This is a genomic window from Prosthecobacter sp. Pr1, from assembly GCF_057652315.1.
This window is the reverse complement of sequence record NZ_JBYFBS010000012.1, coordinates 38,371-54,159: the sequence shown is the minus strand read 5'-3', so window position 1 is coordinate 54,159 and position 15,789 is coordinate 38,371. Positions and strand designations below refer to the sequence as shown.

General features: G+C 56.4%; 15 protein-coding genes. 11 read left to right on the top strand and 4 right to left on the bottom strand.

The features are described from left to right. Positions 1–25: 25 nt before the first annotated feature. Together AC24GY_RS18845 and AC24GY_RS18840 are read right to left on the bottom strand one after the other, a co-directional pair. Positions 26–784 (bottom strand): FkbM family methyltransferase, encoded by a 759-nt coding sequence (locus tag AC24GY_RS18845; RefSeq protein ID WP_487686357.1) that lies wholly within the window; start codon positions 782–784, stop codon positions 26–28. Positions 785–786: 2 nt separating this feature from the next. Then, on the bottom strand, positions 787–1,464 hold the full coding sequence (locus AC24GY_RS18840) for an O-methyltransferase (RefSeq protein WP_487686355.1): 678 nt from the start codon (positions 1,462–1,464) through the stop codon (positions 787–789). A 56-nt stretch (positions 1,465–1,520) separates the two neighbouring features. Here AC24GY_RS18840 and AC24GY_RS18835 point away from each other — a divergent pair, with 56 nt between their 5' ends. Both AC24GY_RS18835 and AC24GY_RS18830 read left to right on the top strand, forming a co-directional pair. After that, a complete protein-coding gene (locus AC24GY_RS18835) occupies positions 1,521–2,432 on the top strand; it encodes a glycosyltransferase family 2 protein (protein WP_487686353.1) in 912 nt (303 codons plus the stop codon). 9 nt (positions 2,433–2,441) lie between these two features. Continuing rightward, positions 2,442–3,608: a glycosyltransferase gene (locus tag AC24GY_RS18830; protein WP_422322564.1), complete on the top strand. Its 1,167-nt coding sequence runs from the start codon at positions 2,442–2,444 to the stop codon at positions 3,606–3,608. 4 nt (positions 3,609–3,612) lie between these two features. Here AC24GY_RS18830 and AC24GY_RS18825 read toward each other — a convergent pair whose 3' ends face one another. Both AC24GY_RS18825 and AC24GY_RS18820 read right to left on the bottom strand, forming a co-directional pair. After that, on the bottom strand, positions 3,613–4,914 hold the full coding sequence (locus tag AC24GY_RS18825; RefSeq protein ID WP_422322566.1) for a nucleotide sugar dehydrogenase: 1,302 nt from the start codon (positions 4,912–4,914) through the stop codon (positions 3,613–3,615). Positions 4,915–4,998: 84 nt separating this feature from the next. Further along, positions 4,999–6,624, bottom strand: coding sequence for an ArnT family glycosyltransferase (locus tag AC24GY_RS18820; protein WP_487686350.1), 1,626 nt, complete (start codon positions 6,622–6,624; stop codon positions 4,999–5,001). A 119-nt stretch (positions 6,625–6,743) separates the two neighbouring features. Here AC24GY_RS18820 and AC24GY_RS18815 point away from each other — a divergent pair, with 119 nt between their 5' ends. The 9 genes from AC24GY_RS18815 to AC24GY_RS18775 all read left to right on the top strand — a co-directional run bounded on the left by AC24GY_RS18815 (position 6,744) and on the right by AC24GY_RS18775 (position 15,730). Next, positions 6,744–7,967: a glycosyltransferase family 4 protein gene (locus AC24GY_RS18815; RefSeq protein WP_422322570.1), complete on the top strand. Its 1,224-nt coding sequence runs from the start codon at positions 6,744–6,746 to the stop codon at positions 7,965–7,967. A 156-nt stretch (positions 7,968–8,123) separates the two neighbouring features. After that, the gene (locus AC24GY_RS18810; RefSeq protein WP_422322572.1) at positions 8,124–8,687 is read left to right on the top strand and encodes a GbsR/MarR family transcriptional regulator; all 564 of its coding nucleotides are present in this window, start codon (positions 8,124–8,126) and stop codon (positions 8,685–8,687) included. 153 nt (positions 8,688–8,840) lie between these two features. After that, entirely contained in the window at positions 8,841–9,722 is an 882-nt protein-coding gene (locus AC24GY_RS18805) for an ABC transporter permease (protein ID WP_422322574.1), read from the top strand. Further along, a complete protein-coding gene (locus AC24GY_RS18800) occupies positions 9,722–10,975 on the top strand; it encodes an ABC transporter ATP-binding protein (RefSeq protein WP_422322577.1) in 1,254 nt (417 codons plus the stop codon). Before AC24GY_RS18805 ends, AC24GY_RS18800 begins: the two co-directional genes overlap by 1 nt. 22 nt (positions 10,976–10,997) lie before the next feature. Next, a complete protein-coding gene (locus AC24GY_RS18795) occupies positions 10,998–11,903 on the top strand; it encodes an FkbM family methyltransferase (RefSeq protein ID WP_487686347.1) in 906 nt (301 codons plus the stop codon). 34 nt (positions 11,904–11,937) lie between these two features. Next, the gene (locus tag AC24GY_RS18790) at positions 11,938–12,912 is read left to right on the top strand and encodes an alpha-1,2-fucosyltransferase (protein WP_487686344.1); all 975 of its coding nucleotides are present in this window, start codon (positions 11,938–11,940) and stop codon (positions 12,910–12,912) included. Between the two features lie 228 nt (positions 12,913–13,140). Continuing rightward, positions 13,141–14,097 (top strand): alpha-1,2-fucosyltransferase, encoded by a 957-nt coding sequence (locus tag AC24GY_RS18785; RefSeq protein ID WP_422322583.1) that lies wholly within the window; start codon positions 13,141–13,143, stop codon positions 14,095–14,097. A 46-nt stretch (positions 14,098–14,143) separates the two neighbouring features. Then, the gene (locus AC24GY_RS18780) at positions 14,144–14,914 is read left to right on the top strand and encodes an FkbM family methyltransferase (protein WP_487686340.1); all 771 of its coding nucleotides are present in this window, start codon (positions 14,144–14,146) and stop codon (positions 14,912–14,914) included. Positions 14,915–14,959: 45 nt separating this feature from the next. Next, entirely contained in the window at positions 14,960–15,730 is a 771-nt protein-coding gene (locus AC24GY_RS18775; RefSeq protein WP_487686337.1) for an FkbM family methyltransferase, read from the top strand. Positions 15,731–15,789: the final 59 nt, after the last annotated feature.

The window sequence follows — 15,789 nt, the reverse complement described above, 5'->3', positions numbered from 1 at the left end:
CATTCATCATATTGAATAAAATCTTCTACCGATCAGGGACGTTCTGGACAAGCTTGAAGAAGCAGTCGGCATAACTCTCGTTGGAAGTGAGGTGGATCGGCTTTTCATAATGGTTTTGGAGAAGACATTGAACTGCGGCCAGGTTTTCATGGCGAACTTCAATGCAGATGGCTTTGGGGCGGAAGCGTTTGAAATCCAAACCGCGCAATACGTCCACTTCTGAGCCTTCCACATCAAGGCTGAGGAGATCGAAATCTGGCGGAGTTCCTGTCATCTCGAGTACGGAGGTCAATGTTTTGATGACCGCGGTGACCAGTTGCTCGCTTGTCGGCAACCCCTGCACGGCAAGCCCCTCTGCTGCACGCTGCCGCTCTTTTTCATCATCCCCCAACACTCCGCATGCCATGGTCATCAGGCCGGCGTGTCTCAACTGCAGGCTGTGACCTTCCGACTCTGGAGCTCCCAACGCACAAGATACCACGAGTGATTCTGGACGCTTTTGCCGGCATATTGCTGCGAGTTGTGGGAGGGGTTCAATCAGAACACCGCGCCAGCCCTTCATTCGTGCGAAGTAGTAGCTGTTGCTCTGCTGAAAACCATCATAAGCACCTGCCTCTACGAACCAGCCGTCACGTTGCGGCAGCAGCCGCTCGAGCGCGGTGTCGAGCCCGTTCAAAGAGGGACGTGACAGGCAAGAAATGCCCAGGAATTCAAAAGCAGGCCTCAGCATATTCAGCAGGCGATCCCGTCTGGATGAAATGGGTTTGTAGGGAAGGCTGTTCATTTTCAACATTCTTGCTCCAAGGAACCATAGACAGCTGTCGGCCATTTTCCTCCCGAGTGGGGCAAAATACTGTGAGCGCGCATGAAAAGTGAAGTGCACCAGGTGTAGTCGTTTACTGGCCCAAAGCCATGAAAGTCGATCTCCACCAAGCCTTGGGCACGCAGCCAGGCGCAAACGTGTGGATGCCAGTCGGCATTGTCCAGAAGGAGAAACCCTCCTGGCGCGAGAAAGGGCAGCGATGCCTTGGCACTGTCAAAGCGCATCAGACCGTCGATGATGATCACGTGATAGGTTTGCCCACTGCCCAATGGAGCCTGCGCGTAGGCAGGCGCCTCTACAGGACCAATGACGGTCAGGTTGGCTGGAGCACACCGTCTTAAAGTCGCGGCCCATTCGCCCTCCCCTTCGACGGTGGTGACGGATTCGGCTCTTTCCGCCCACCAAAGAGAGCTTTGTCCGCCGCCGTATTCGAGTACGCTGGACTGTGAGAAGTCCAGCTGACTGAGGTAATCAAGAGCCGGATAAGTGATCCAAGGTATCGGGCGGCCCTGCGCATCCACTGGTAATCCCGTCTTGATGCTTTGCCAATGAGCACGCCGGACCATCAGTGTTTGCAGCACTCGCATCGCTTTGCCTGCTCGGGGGAGGAGACGATGAATCGCGCGTTCAAGAAGAGTCATGGCCGCTTTATCAATCCTTGCTTGCGGCCAGACAGGCAAGCTCGTATTTGGGCCTGATGCTGGCTCCTCCTCTCATTGCAAATGTGCAGCACATGGTTTGGATCCTTGTGCCCGTCCACAACCGGCGGGTTATCACGAAGCGTTGTCTGGCACATCTGGAGGCGCTTGGTATTCGTGCCTGGGCCAGGGTGCTGGTCATTGATGATGGAAGCATGGATGGAACTCCCGAAATGCTCAGAGAGGACTTTCCATGGGTTCACACCGTGAATGGTGACGGCAGCCTGTGGTGGGCCGGTGCCATCCGGCTCGGCATGCAGACGGCTCTTTCCGCTGGGGCTGAGTGCGTGTGCTGGCTGAATGACGACAGCCTTCCGGGGCACGGCAGCTTGGAGCGACTGGTGCAGCTGGCGGTGGAGAGAAAGGCTGTTTGCGGCGGGATCTGCAGGACTCCAGATGGAGGCTTTGTTTATTCAGGGGGGATCATGGAGAAGCGCTGGCCAAGATATGCGGCTACTTCCCCAAATTCGACAGAACCTCCAATGCCAGTGGAATGGTTGCATGGCAATATGGTGGCCATTCCTGCATCGGTCTGTGCTCGAATTGGGCTCCCTGAGGGACGGTGGATCAAACATAACTTTGCTGATGTCGATTTCACGCTGCGTGCCCACCGGGCTGGTATTCCTGTTCTTCTGGTCCCTTCGGCTGCAGGCGTGGCTGACCGCAACGATACAGCGAGCTATTGGTCTTGGGCGGACGCTCGTCTTTCATGGCCGGCCATCGTGCGGGGTTTTGGAAGCCCGAAAGTTTGGTGGTATGCGCCAGGCCTCGTGCGCTTCAAAATAGTTCACTTCGGTTTGCTGGGGGCGGTGGATTGTGGCTGGCTTTTCTTCAAGGCCGTGGCGATCATCATTTTGAAGTGCCTGCCCAACCAGTGGTTGACACTCTTTAGCCGGAAGATCATAAATTAGATTCCCTAGATGTCAGACGAATCCAAAACCAGTCACAATCCTCTTTCGGATTTCCAATGGGTGGTTTTCGGACCTGACTGGGGCAGGCATCCTTCATCCAGTCAGCACCTCTTCAGTGAGTTTTTGGGGGTCAGTCCGGTGCTATGGGTGGAAACTGTGGGGTTGCGCATGCCGCAATTTACCATGCGCGATTTAAGGCGCTCGGTTCAAAAAATCGTCGATTTTATCTCTGGAAGACGTCGTCGTTTTGCCACAGTCCCAAATGGCTTGACGGTCATCTGCCCACCCACCTTGCCATTCACGAGTTTTAAGTTCATCAGACACCTCAATGTCTGGCTGGTGCGCCGAAGTGTTGAAAAAGCCACAAGGAGACTTCACTTTAGCAAGCACACGCTGGTGGTTACCACGCCGGCACAGGGAGATTTTGTAGGCAGACTGGGTGAAGAAAAAAGCATCTACTACTGCGCAGACCAGTACGCCCTCTGGCCTGGCATGAATCAGCAACACATTTCGCAGATGGAACGCTTGTTGACGGATCGTGTGGATGCCATCGTGGCGGTCTCGGATCTTCTGGCCGCTCAATTTCAACAGTCAGGCAAACCGCTTTACACCCTGAACCAAGGGGTGAATTCGGTTCATTTTTCCCGTTCTCAACCGCAGCAATCCACCGGACATTTTGAGATTGTTTATTTTGGAATGATTGATGAGCGGCTTGATCTCGACCTCATCTTGGAGGTCGCCCACCAGCTGCCCAAGACGGTCATACGACTCATCGGTCCAGCCACGGTTTCTCTCCACAAGTTCGTCGGTGTGGCTAACATTCGCGTTGAGCCCGCCATACCCTATGAGGATCTGCCCGAGAGCTTGAAGACCTCAAATCTGTTCATCATACCTTTTGTGCTGACTGAACTCGCGTGCAGTTGCAGCCCGCTCAAGATCAAAGAGTATCTGGCATGTGCACGTCCCGTGATCTCCACAGCTCTTCCAGAGGCTGAGAGGCTCTCTTCATTTGTCCATGTCGCCAAGGACCGAAAGGCATTCGTGGAGGCTGTGACCGCAGCCACTGAAGGGAAACTCTCATTCGACGTGTTGGGAACTCAGCGCTTCATCGAGTCTGAAACTTGGCAGGCCAAGGCTGTGGAATTTGGTCAGTTCGTGAGAGGACTCCACGCATAAAAGATCACCAGCAAATCCCCTCGTACTGCCAGGGAAGGGTCGATAATTCCCTCCAGCCATGAACATCGATTATGACTTGATCCGGACGGGCCAATTCCTTCAATATTTCAAACGGTACGCTTTTCTGGGAAACCACTATTACATCACTTGATTGCAGCACCTCCTTGGGATCCTGTTTTAAAAGCTGCGCGAGGTGTGGCATACGGGCCTGGATTTGCTGCTCGTTGGCTCCAATGAGGCGGGAAAGATTGATGTGAGGATCGTAAATGCTGAGTTCATGGCCTCGCCCGAGCAGTGTCTCAGCCGCCGCCACCATGGGGCTGCCGCGCAGGTCGTCCGTGTTTGCTTTGAATGCGAGTCCGAGGAAGCCGATGCGGCGCTTTGCCTTGCCCTCAATCAGGCTCACGAAGAGATCCTGATGAGCAGCATTTGTGGCTGCGGTATTTTCCAGAAGGGGCAGGCTGAGGTTTTCCTGACGAGCGAAGGATTTCAGCGCGGAGACGTCCTTTGGCAGGCAGGAACCACCGAAGGGGTTGCCTGGCTTCATATAATAGCGGGAGATGTTCAGCCGCGTGTCGGCACAAAGCACGTCCATGACGCGAGTGCCGTCCTCGCCCAAGTGTTTGCACAAGCGGCCTATCTCATTGGCAAAGCCCACCTTCAGAGCATGAAAGTAGTTGCAGGAGTACTTGATCATTTCCGCCCCTTCCCACGCCAGGATGGATGGCTGTCCGCCCATGATTTCGCACACAGCCTCATCCACGGGCGCGGTGCCATCGTGGGTGCCGATGACCACCAATGAAGGCTCGCGAAAATCCCGGACGGCGGTGCCTTCCCGTAAAAATTCCGGGCAGTAATAGACGCGCACCTGGCCGGATGCCACCTGGTCTGCCAGCATGTCAGTGACGATCGCACGGGTGCTGCCGGGCAGCATCGTGCTGCGATAGAGTAAAATATGCGTCTTCTTCGACTCCGTGATGGCCTCGACGATCTGAGCGGTGACCTTGTGAACGTAGTCGAGATTCAGTTTGCCGTTGGGCAGGGAAGGAGTGCCCACACAGACGATGCTGACATCTGTCGTCGCAACGGCCAGACGGACATCCAGTGTGGCTCCCAGCCGATTTTCAACAGTCGCCTTTTTGAGGAGCTCATCGATCTCCGGTTCGACGATGGGTGACTGACCGAGGCCAAAGGCCTCCACCTTGGCGGCATGCAGGTCCACCCCGATGACGCGGTGTCCTTGCTCTGCCAGGCATGCCGAGGTAACTGCGCCGACGTAGCCGAGTCCGAAAACTGAAACATTCATTTGGGGAGAGTGATCGGGAAAAAGTAAGCTATATCTTCCGTGCGGGAGTCTCTACAGTCAAACAACGCCATAGGATTGAGTCGATTATTTCTGCACATTTGCAGTGGCCGGGGAATTTCGCTGAAACACATACAGCACTCCCGTTTCCCATGGCCAACGGAAGACAGATTGCTCAAAGGCAAGGTGCCAGCGATCATCGGCCGATTGCATGGCGGTGAGCAACAGCTTTTCGTGAGGTTGCTGTCTATCAGGTGGCACCGAGAGATCCACGAAGACCCGGGTAACCTGCAACTTGTCGAGCTGTTCAAGCAACTGGGCAGTACTCACAAAAGCTGATTGGTATCCGCGACCCATCCAGTCGCTGGAAGACAACTCCTTGCTGCCGCGATAGATGCGCAGCAGGGAAGGCGAGCGTTGCTGGCATGCAAAAGCTGCCGCTGCAATGACCGCGCCTTCGCCGTTTGGATCGGAGGCCACGAGCCAGTTTTGCTTCCTGTCGCCTTGATTGGGCAAGCCGGAGCGTGACACCGCAGTATTAAAACCATGCACGTACTTTGTCGGCCAGACGTCAGAATTCAGCAGCGGCAGCAGTGCAAAGCCAAGCAGTAGCACCGGCGGGCCCCAGCGCTGCAACTTCACCGGCCAAGGCACCAGGGCCAGACCATATGCTGCAGCCTGCATGACCGGCGGTGCCAGCGTGAGCATATAGCGGGTGCTCAGACCCACGGGAACGAGCAGCAGCACCAGCGTCATACCCACAGACATCGCAAAGAGCGATGCTTGCACGGGGGGGAGCGCCCGCTGTCGCCAGCCCGTCACGAGGCTGTGACTCACTCCCGCCACTGTCAGCAGGGTCAGGGGCCAGCCAAACACCGCAGGCATCCCTTTGAGGTAAAACGGCACCGCTTGCACGAAATACTGCGCCGGGGTGAAAAGGGTCATGCCTTCTTTGGAAATGCCGGTGGAGTAGATCATCCAAGGGCCGGCGAGGATCGCCACAGGCAGAGCTGCACACCACCATGACTGGGTGAAGATCAGCCGCCAGCGCCCGGCCAGAAGCGTGCCCAGCGGTGGCAGTAGGCATAGCCCCATCCCCGATCCTTTCGTGAGAATGGCCGCTGCCGCGACACAGCCCCAGACAAGTGCTTTGCGCACCGTGGGCGCTCGAAGATACCAGGCCCACAGCATCACCGCCCAAAGGCACAGCACCGCCAGCAAAATATCTGACATGACATGCAGCGTAAGCTTCAGCGCCAGTGGTAGTAAAAGCATGCCCAAGCTCGCGGTAGCAGCTGGCAGCGGACTCACCACACGGCATCCGATCAGGTAGGTCAGGGCGGCCAGCAAAGACAGAGTCAGCGACTGAAAAACCAGCAGCATGCCCACACTATTATGAACCAGAAGCAGTGGCGCAGTCACCACATAGTATAAAGGTGGATAGTGTCCCAGTGCCACCCGTGGAAAATCTGCATAGTAGGCTTTGGCAAAGGCCATCGGCGAATGACCAAGTCCGGTGCTCAGGTAATCGCGAAGCATCAGTGCAGTCACTGCATGCGCCGCCTCATCAGGATCCCCTCCCAAGTCCGAGGAGAACCCGCCGCCCCCAATGGCAAAAGCCAGGGAGAAAAGGGCGGAAACTACCAGCACGAGCACCAGCAGCCGGGGGGCAGCAAGAGGACCTGGCTTGAGATGGGTTTCGAGTTCGGACATCGGCATGTGTCCCCAAAAGCATGTGTCATGGCGGGATGTAAAGCAAAGAATCGGCCACAGAAGTGCGGCTTGTCATTTTTGTGCATTGCATAAAGCCCGCCGCATGTCTATGCGCAGAGATGCCCCAAGCCCAGGCCAACGCTTCCACCTCCACCGCAGGCAGATCCGCTTTCTATGGATTGATCGGCAGCGGCTTGGTTGGTCGTGACCCGTTCGACCGCCGCAGTTTCTCAGGCATCAGCTATTATTTCTTCAAAGAATGTGAGAGGCAGGGACTTCTGCTGGGTGCCGCAGGCTGTGAACTGGAAGGCTGGCGCAAGTGGCTCCTGCTCGCGCTCAGCTATCACCGTCAAAAAGCGCTCTGGCGCATGCGCTACTATCTTGATTCGCGCTATCGCGATCAGCTCACGCGCATCCTGGCAACCAAAATTCCACGGGGTCAACCCATCGGCACTCTGCTTCAGATCGGCGCCATGTTTGATGGCGGCGCTCTGCTGCAAAAGAACGCCTATTGCACCTCCTACCACGATGGCAACATTGCTATGCGACTGCGCAGTCCTTATGGCGCGCGCGGTTTTGACGAGCGTCGTGCCGCCCAGGCCCTGGCCTACGAGCGCAAGGTGGCCAAGAAAATGGATCGCGTCTTTGTCATGGGGGACTACCTCGCCAAGTCCTTTGAGGAGGACCTTGGAGTGGAACCTCACCGTATCGTCAACATCAGTCATGGGGCCAATTTTGACGAGATCCCCACACCCGATCCGCAGAAGAATTACGCTGCGCAGGAAGTCCTGTTTGTCGCCGTGGAGTTCGAGCGCAAAGGTGGCCGCGTCCTGCTTCCCGCTTTTCAGCGCGTGCGCCAGCAAATCCCCGGCGCTATGCTGCATGTCATCGGTGTCCGTGGCGATCCACCCGCAGATCTACACCTCGAAAACGTCCGATGGCACGGGTTCAAGCGCAAAGAAGTCCCCGAAGAAGCGGCAGTCATCCAGGACTTGTACCGCCGTTGCTCCGTCTTTGTGCTGCCATCTTTTTATGAGCCGTTCGGGATCTCCGTGTCCGAGGCCATGCTTTATGGCATCGCTCCCATCATTACCGGTGACTGGGGCGTCGCAGAGAAAGTGGTGCCCGGTGTTTCCGGCCTTCATGTGAAAGCTGGGGATGAAGATGGACTCGCCGCCGCCCTGCACGAACTGCTCAGCGATCCCGCCAAAGCCGAAGCCTATGGTAAAGCCGCCCGCCAGCGTGGACTTGATCACTTTACATGGCCCGCTGTTGTCACCAATCTCGGACACGCTCTCGATGCCATGCATCAGGAGCCCTCCCTCGGCAGTCTGCGCAAGTAGCCTTTCTCAGAGGTGGTTCTGCCCGAATCATTTAAATAATGCTAAACGATATTTACGGCCCCTGCCCGGCTGGTCGTTTTTTGTTGCAAACCGGGCATATTCGTTGCTTTACAGTCCCGGCAAACCACGTTAACAGCGTTTAGCTTTTTCTAAACAATGCCTGCTGTCGTCGACTCCCACAAGCCCCGGACTGACTCTCCTTCCCGGACGCAGGGGGCATGGAATCGTGAGGTCACACGCTTCATTGAGGCCAGCGGTGCCACCACGCATTCCTTTGGTCTCGGTCGTCTGATCGGCAGGCTTTTTGCCCTGCTCTACCTCACTCCCGAGCCAATGTGTCTCGATCAGATAGCCAAAAAGCTCAAAATTAGCAAGGCCAGCGCTAGCATCACCGTCCGTCAGCTCGCCGCCTTGCATGCCGTTCACAAAGTCGCGGAGATCGAAGCTGCCGGCCGCCGTGACTTCTACCAGGCAGAGCTCAGCTTCGGCGTCATTTTGCGCAAAGGGCTCCTGCCCGGATTGCAGAAAAAGCTGCGCTCCGCCGGCGTACAGATTGACCGTACCCTCGGCGTCTCTCCCTCGCAGGCGGATCTGCATGCAGCCCCTGCCGCCGCCAGCGATCACCACAAGGAGATCTGCCGCAGGCTCCGCCTCGCACGCGGCCTCTATCAGAAAGTCAATGCGCTCTTCTCGAACCCCTTGGTGGAGCATCTTCTTTAAACCCTCTTAACGCCGCCGCCCGGCGGCAACGTTGCACACCCTCGTGCGCAGCATCCTCATCTCACCCGCCACGCCACCGGTTTTCACAACCGAGGGCGGCAGCGTGCCTGCGGAGGCCGCACGCCGCGCCGTTACATCTTTTTGAATAACAACATGTCACAGACCGCACCGGACCTGGCCACAGCAGCAGAAGAAGAATGGGATATGGTCATCCGTGCCCGTTCCGGCTGGTTTAATCTTCACCTACAGGATCTCTGGCAATACCGCGACCTCCTGCGCATGTTTGTGTGGCGGGACTTCGTCGCCGTTTACAAGCAGACCATCCTGGGCCCCATCTGGTTTTTCATCCAGCCCCTGCTCACCACCGCCACCTTCACTATCATCTTCAGTGGCGTTGCCAAGCTCTCCACAGACGGCCTCCCGCCGCTCCTCTTCTACCTCGCTGGCACCACCCCGTGGAACTACTTTGCCACCTGCCTGACCAAGACCTCCACCACCTTCAAAGATAATGCCAGCCTCTTTGGTAAAGTCTATTTCCCACGGCTCATCACGCCATTGTCCGTGGTCATTTCCACCCTCATTCAGTTTGTCATCCAGTTCGCCTTGCTCGGCATCGCCCTCGCTTGGTTCATCTGGCAGGGCAGGGACATCCGGCCCGACTACGCCGGCATATTTTTCGGCACCCCGGTGCTCATCTTGATGTTGGGCGGCCTCGGTCTTGGTTCCGGAATCATCATCTCCTCCCTCACCACAAAGTACCGGGATCTCGGCTTCCTAGTCACCTTTGGTGTCCAACTTGCCATGTATGCCACCCCCGTCGTTTATCCGCTCTCCATCGTGCCGGACAAATATCGCTTTTGGATCGAGCTCAATCCCATGACCGGCATCGTCGAAGCCTTCCGCGCGCTGTATCTCGGTGCCGGCACCTTCTCCTGGCTGCTCCTCAGCTACTCCGCCTTGGTCACCGGGGTTCTCCTCTTCCTCGGCATCATTGTATTTAACAAGGTTGAAAAATCCTTCATGGACACCGTTTGATGAGCACTCCTGTCATTCACGTCGAAGACGTCTCCAAGCTCTACCGTCTCGGTGAGGTCGGCACCGGCACCATCCAGCATGACATCAATCGCTGGTGGCATCGCATCCGTGGCAAGGAGGACCCCTACGCCAAGGTTGCCACCGTCAACGACCGTACCCGCAAAGAAAAAAAATCGCCCAAGGACGACTACGTCTGGGCTTTGAAAGACGTCAACTTTGAAGTCCAGCAAGGAGAGGTTCTCGGCATCATCGGCCGCAATGGCGCAGGGAAGAGCACCCTTCTCAAGCTGCTTTCACGCGTCACCGCTCCCTCTTCAGGCTCCATCAAAGTCAAAGGGCGCATCGCCTCCCTCCTGGAGGTCGGCACAGGCTTTCATCCAGAGCTCTCCGGCCGGGAAAATATCTTTCTCAACGGCGCCATCCTCGGCATGCGTAAGCAGGAGATCCTCTCCAAGCTGGATGAAATCGTGGATTTTTCGGGCTGTTCCGCCTATCTCGACACCCCGGTAAAGCGCTACTCCAGCGGCATGTATGTGCGCCTCGCCTTCGCCGTCGCCGCCTATCTGGAACCCGAGATTCTCATTGTCGATGAAGTGCTCGCCGTGGGCGATGCCGAATTCCAGAAGCGCTGCCTCTCCCGCATGGACAAGGTGTCCAAACTCGGCAAGACCGTCATTTTTGTCAGCCATAACATGGGTGCCATGCAGTCCCTCTGCACCTCCATCTTGTGCATGTCCAATGGCCAGGCCGGTGTTAAAAGCCGCAACCTCGAGCAGGAGATCAACAACTACCTCCATGACTGCCGCACTGCCCAGCCCTCCTTCCCGGTGGAGCTGGAGGACGGCACCCGCATTCTCGGCCTCGAGATCGCGCCTGCCATCTTCCCCACCGGCCAGTGCACCACGCTTACGTTTGACATGGAGCTCCCTGGCGCGACCACCATCACCGACTTTGCCCCGGTCATTTACAATCATGTCGGCGTCAGGATCGGCATCATGGATGGACGCAACAAGCTCGGCCTCCCGCGCAGCTTCGCCGCCGGCCGCCATCGTTTGCAGTTCAACACCGGGCCTGTGCCGCTGATGCCGGGGGACTACGTCGTCGGACTCTATCTCCGGACTCTTTCCGCTTGGGTGAATCACGAAAATCTGGGCGACTTCAAGCTCACCTCCGAGGCCGGGATGGAGATTACCAACTATCCCGCAGAACACATCGGCATCTTAAACATGAACTTTTCGGCTGCGATGCTCTAAACACCTGCCCCCTGACACCCTTATGGCTTACTCCAAATTCAAGGTCGTTCGCGGACTCCAAAAAGTCCTGTCCGGCAAGCTGCCCGACTTTCTCTTTCCCCTGGTTGAAAAAATCCGTTACCGCGAATGGCATCGCCTCGAGCGCGGCGAAATCACGGAGATCGTCTGGCCCGTCGGTGCCGGCGCCATCCTCCGTTTGCACAAAGATTCCTTTCTCTGCCGCCCCATCGTCCGTGGAAAATTCGAACTTGGCGAGCGCATGCTCCTTGCTCGCCTGCTGAAACCCGGCGATGTGTTTGTGGACGTCGGGGCCAATATCGGCCTCTTCGCGGTGATCGCCGGGAAACGCGTCGGTCCTCAGGGGCTCGTGCTCGCGGTGGAACCATCCCTGCCCACCTGCAAAATTCTCCAATCCCAGATCGTCCTCAACAAGCTGCGGAATGTGAAAATCTGCCAGGTCGGCATATCGAAAGAAAGCGGGGAGCTGGAATTGTTTCAGGGCACCAATACCAACGACACCTTTAACAGCTTCAGCCCGCCCATCTGGGAAGGTGAATACACCCCGACCAAAGTTCCAGTCATGAGCTTTGACACTCTGGTTGCGCAGCATCTCGCAGGGCGCCCAATCCAGCTTGTCAAGATCGACACCGAAGGCTGGGAATGCCAGGTGCTGGCCGGCGGCGGCGCCATATTCGCCAGCCCGGACGCCCCCGAACTGATCATCGAGTTTTGTGACAAGGCCCTGCTCGCCAGCGCTTCTTCTTGTGAGGCGCTTTACAATGCCCTGCGCTCCCTCGGCTACACCACCTTCGTGATTGATATGGAAAATGGCACGTTGCAGCCCCTCAACCAGTCCGAGAAGTTCGAGTATGCCAATATTTTTGCGACCAAAAACCCCTCCCGGCATCGCAGTTTCATCGTGTCTTGAAGTTCCTCTTCTGTCACGCCTCTGGTTGTAAACGATGACTTTGTTTCAAATATCCGGCGGGTTGGGCAACCAGATGTTCCAGTACGCCATGGCGCGCAGACTGGCCCTGCAGGGGGATGGCATCCTGCATGCGGATCTTTATCAGCTCGACGTGCAGGTGCAGCCTCCGCGACAATTCCGCCTCGACCTCTTCCATGCGCGTGTCAGGCCCCTCCCTTGGTACTCTGTCTGGCGTTACAGCAAGAGGGAGTTCCTGGACCGGTTAGTGCGCCGTTATCTGCCGGAAAACCTCGGGTGCAGACTTTTGTCGCTGGCTGCCCGTCGGGGCTTCAAGTCCCCCTGTGCCTATCGCTTTGATGCGTGTGTCCCCGGGCGGCCAAAGCCCATGCTGCAAATCGGCAAGGTGGTCTCTGAGCGGCAGTTCCACTTTGATCCAGAGGTGCTGTATTTGTCCGGAGACCTGCTGCTGATGGGTTACTGGCAGACGGAAAAGTACTTTGCAGACATCGCGCCACAGCTCCATGTCGAGCTTCAGGTGAAGACCCCGCAGACAGGACAAAACTTGGCGGTTGGCAATCTCATGCGCGCGCAGCAGTCCGTCTCCCTGCATGTCCGGAGGGGCGACAAGGCGGTGGCAAAAGACTTCAACGGTTCCACTCCGGAGTATCACCAGCGCGCCATGGCATGGTTTCGTGAACGCCTTTCCAGCCCGGTGTTCTTTGTCTTCACCGATGACTGGGACTGGGTCAAGCAGCATCTGCCTGCGGCGCCTGACGTCGTATATGTGAACCACAACGGTCAGGATCAGGACCATGAAGATCTCCGCCTTATGAGCCAGTGTCGGCATCACATCATTGCTCTCAGTTCCTTCAGTTGGTGGGCGGCCTGGCTTAATCCAAGTCCCGACAAGCTGGTGGTCTGTCCGCCACATCAGCGCTGGTTCAATTTTCTCAACTGTGACACCGTTGACATATTTCCGGATTCATGGGTTCAGATCGACGACCTTTGAAGGCCGTGTGATCCGCCCGTCTCGGACGTGAGGTGTGGCAAATATTATCCATGTAAAGACTGGCATAGGTTTAAATTTACTCCTAGATGGGTCGCTGCTAAATAAAGTTTTATCCCGCTTGATCCATTGCTCAAATTCAACTCAAAAAACTCCCCCGCTCGCCAGTGACAGCCTTCAGATTGTTTACGTATGATACTAGTTCAAATAGCAGGTGGATTGGGAAACCAAATGTTTCAATATGCTGCAGCGCGCAAACTAGCGGCCAAGGGGGATGGCATCGTCCTGGCAGATCTTTATTTTCTTGGTTTGCAGATGCAGCCTGCCAGAAAATACCGCCTGGACAAGTTCCGCGTTCAGGCTCCCCGTGTCCCCTGGCACCATGTGATCCGGTACAATCCAGGGGAGTTTCTAACCCGTCTGGCTCGCCGCAGCCTGTCTGCTCCACGGGCCAAGAGTCTGCTTTACCGGTTCGAGCGTTTTGGCTTCAAGTCTTCCTGCGACTATCGCTTTTACAATCACAAGCCTGGCCAGCCCCAGCCGCCCTTGCAGGTCGGCAGGACGGTCTCCGAGCGCCAGTTCCACTATGACCCCGAGCTGCAAAATCTCTCGGGTGACCTGCTGCTCATGGGGTACTGGCAGTCGGAAAAATATTTTACCGACATCGCCCCCCAGGTGCGGGCAGATTTCCAGTTGCGTGCGCCGTTCACGGGGGAGGACGCCAAAGTCGCGGAACAGATGAAACAGACCCTGTCCGTCTCCCTTCATGTGCGCCGTGGCGACAAGGCGGTTGCCAAGGACTTTAATGCCAGCGAGTCGGGATACTGCCTGCGTGCCGTCGAGTGGTTTCGCTCCCGGCTGGATGCTCCGAAGTTCTTTGTTTTTTCCGATGACTGGGACTGGACACGGCAGCACCTGCCTGAGGCACCCGACATTCAATACGTTACTCACAACAGCGTGGGCCAGGATTTGGAAGACTGGCACTGGGAGGAAAATCTCAGTCTCATGAGCCAGTGCCGTCATCACATCATCGGTCCCAGCTCATTCAGTTGGTGGGCCGCCTGGCTGAATCCTGATCCGGACAAAATCGTCCTCAGCCCGCCTCACCAGCGCTGGCTCAACTTCCGCAACTGCGACACCTCCGATGTGATTCCTGCATCTTGGATTCAGATAGATGATCGCAGATAGCTGATCGCTCCCATCTTAGCCCCTGCTGTTCCCCCGCCTCTGTCACATGAAACTCAGTCCTAATGCCATCCGGAAACCCAGCCCCTGGTTTGTACTCCGCTGCCTCATCAGTCAAGTGTTGGGGCGCTCCAACCAGGTACTCCAGTCCTACCGCAAGGACCGGATATCTCATGTGGAGCTTGAGCAGGATCTTCCGCTGCTTATAACTAAGAAAAATCCGCTGCTTATAGATGTCGGAGCCAATGCAGGGCAAACCATCTCAATGTTCAAACGCGTGTTTGAACAGCCAGTGATTCACGCCTTCGAACCCAACAAGACCCTTGTGGAGACCCGGCTCGCCACGGCCTTTGGGCAGGACAAAAACATCGTCCTGAACGCCGCCGGACTTGGTGCTAAAGAAGGCGTACTGAAGCTCAACCATTTCGAGCAGGATCAGATGTGCTCCTTCCTGCCCTTGGATAATGGCCAGCGCAATCCTTATGCGGGAGAGGCAGTGGTCAGCAGTTCGGAAGTGCCGGTCTGGACACTCGATCAGTATGCGCAAAAGCATTTACTTGGAGCGATTGATCTGCTGAAGATCGACACCCAAGGCTATGACCTGCAGGTGCTGCTCGGTGCGGATGCGCTGCTCACCGCCGGCAAGGTGAACTTCATCATGTTGGAGATAAATTTCATTCCTCTCTATATCGGACAGCCGGCGTTTTTCGAGTTGGATGCCTTCTTGAACAAGCGCGGTTACGCATTGGTGGACTTGTACGAAAAAATCTGGGTTGAGAACCGCCTTGGATGGTGCAACGGCCTGTACCAGAAAATCTGAAAAATTTCGCCTCTGCAGCTGGCTGAATCCCTCGTCCTTCATCTGATGAAACTCACCTCCCATGCCACACACATTTCCAGTCCTTGGTTCGTGCTGCGCTGTCTCATCAGCATGGTGCTGGGGCGATCCAACCAGGTGCTGCAGTCCTATCGTAAAGACCGCATCTCGCATTTGAATCTGGAACAGGATCTGCGCGTCCTGCTGCCGCAGGCCGGCCCGCTTATGTTCGATGTCGGAGCCAACAAGGGGCAGACCCTGGCCATGTTTCAGCGCATTTTTGACAAGCCTGTGATCCATGCGTTTGAGCCTAACAAGTCCCTGGTGGAAAAGGTGCTCTCCCCGGCGCATGCGGGTGGCGCGAAGGTCGTGATCAATGCCGCCGCACTGGGCGCGGAGAATGGCAGCCTCACCTTCAATGAGTGTGAGAATAATGAACTCAGCTCCTTCCTCCCCTTGGAGTCCAGCGCGCAAAACCCGTTCAAGGACAAGGTGGTCAGTTCCAGCACCACTGTCCCCGTGTGGACGGTGGACAGCTATGTTACAGAGCACGCTCTGCCCCAGCTCGATCTACTGAAAATTGACACCCAGGGATTTGATCTTCAGGTCCTTCAGGGCGCACGCCAGCAGCTCTCCGCAGGCCGCATCTCCCTGGTGATGCTGGAGATCAACTTCGTCCCCATGTACGTCGGCCAGCCTACCTTCGGTGAGGTGGACGCCCTCCTGCGGGAACATGGTTATGCGTTGGTTGACATGTATGAAAAAATTTATCAGAACAACCGGCTCGCTTGGTGTACCGGCTTGTATCAAAAATGCTGATGATGTCTGTTGAATCAAGCGAGTTGCCGCCCGCTTCCTTTGTGCGATTTTGCAACCAA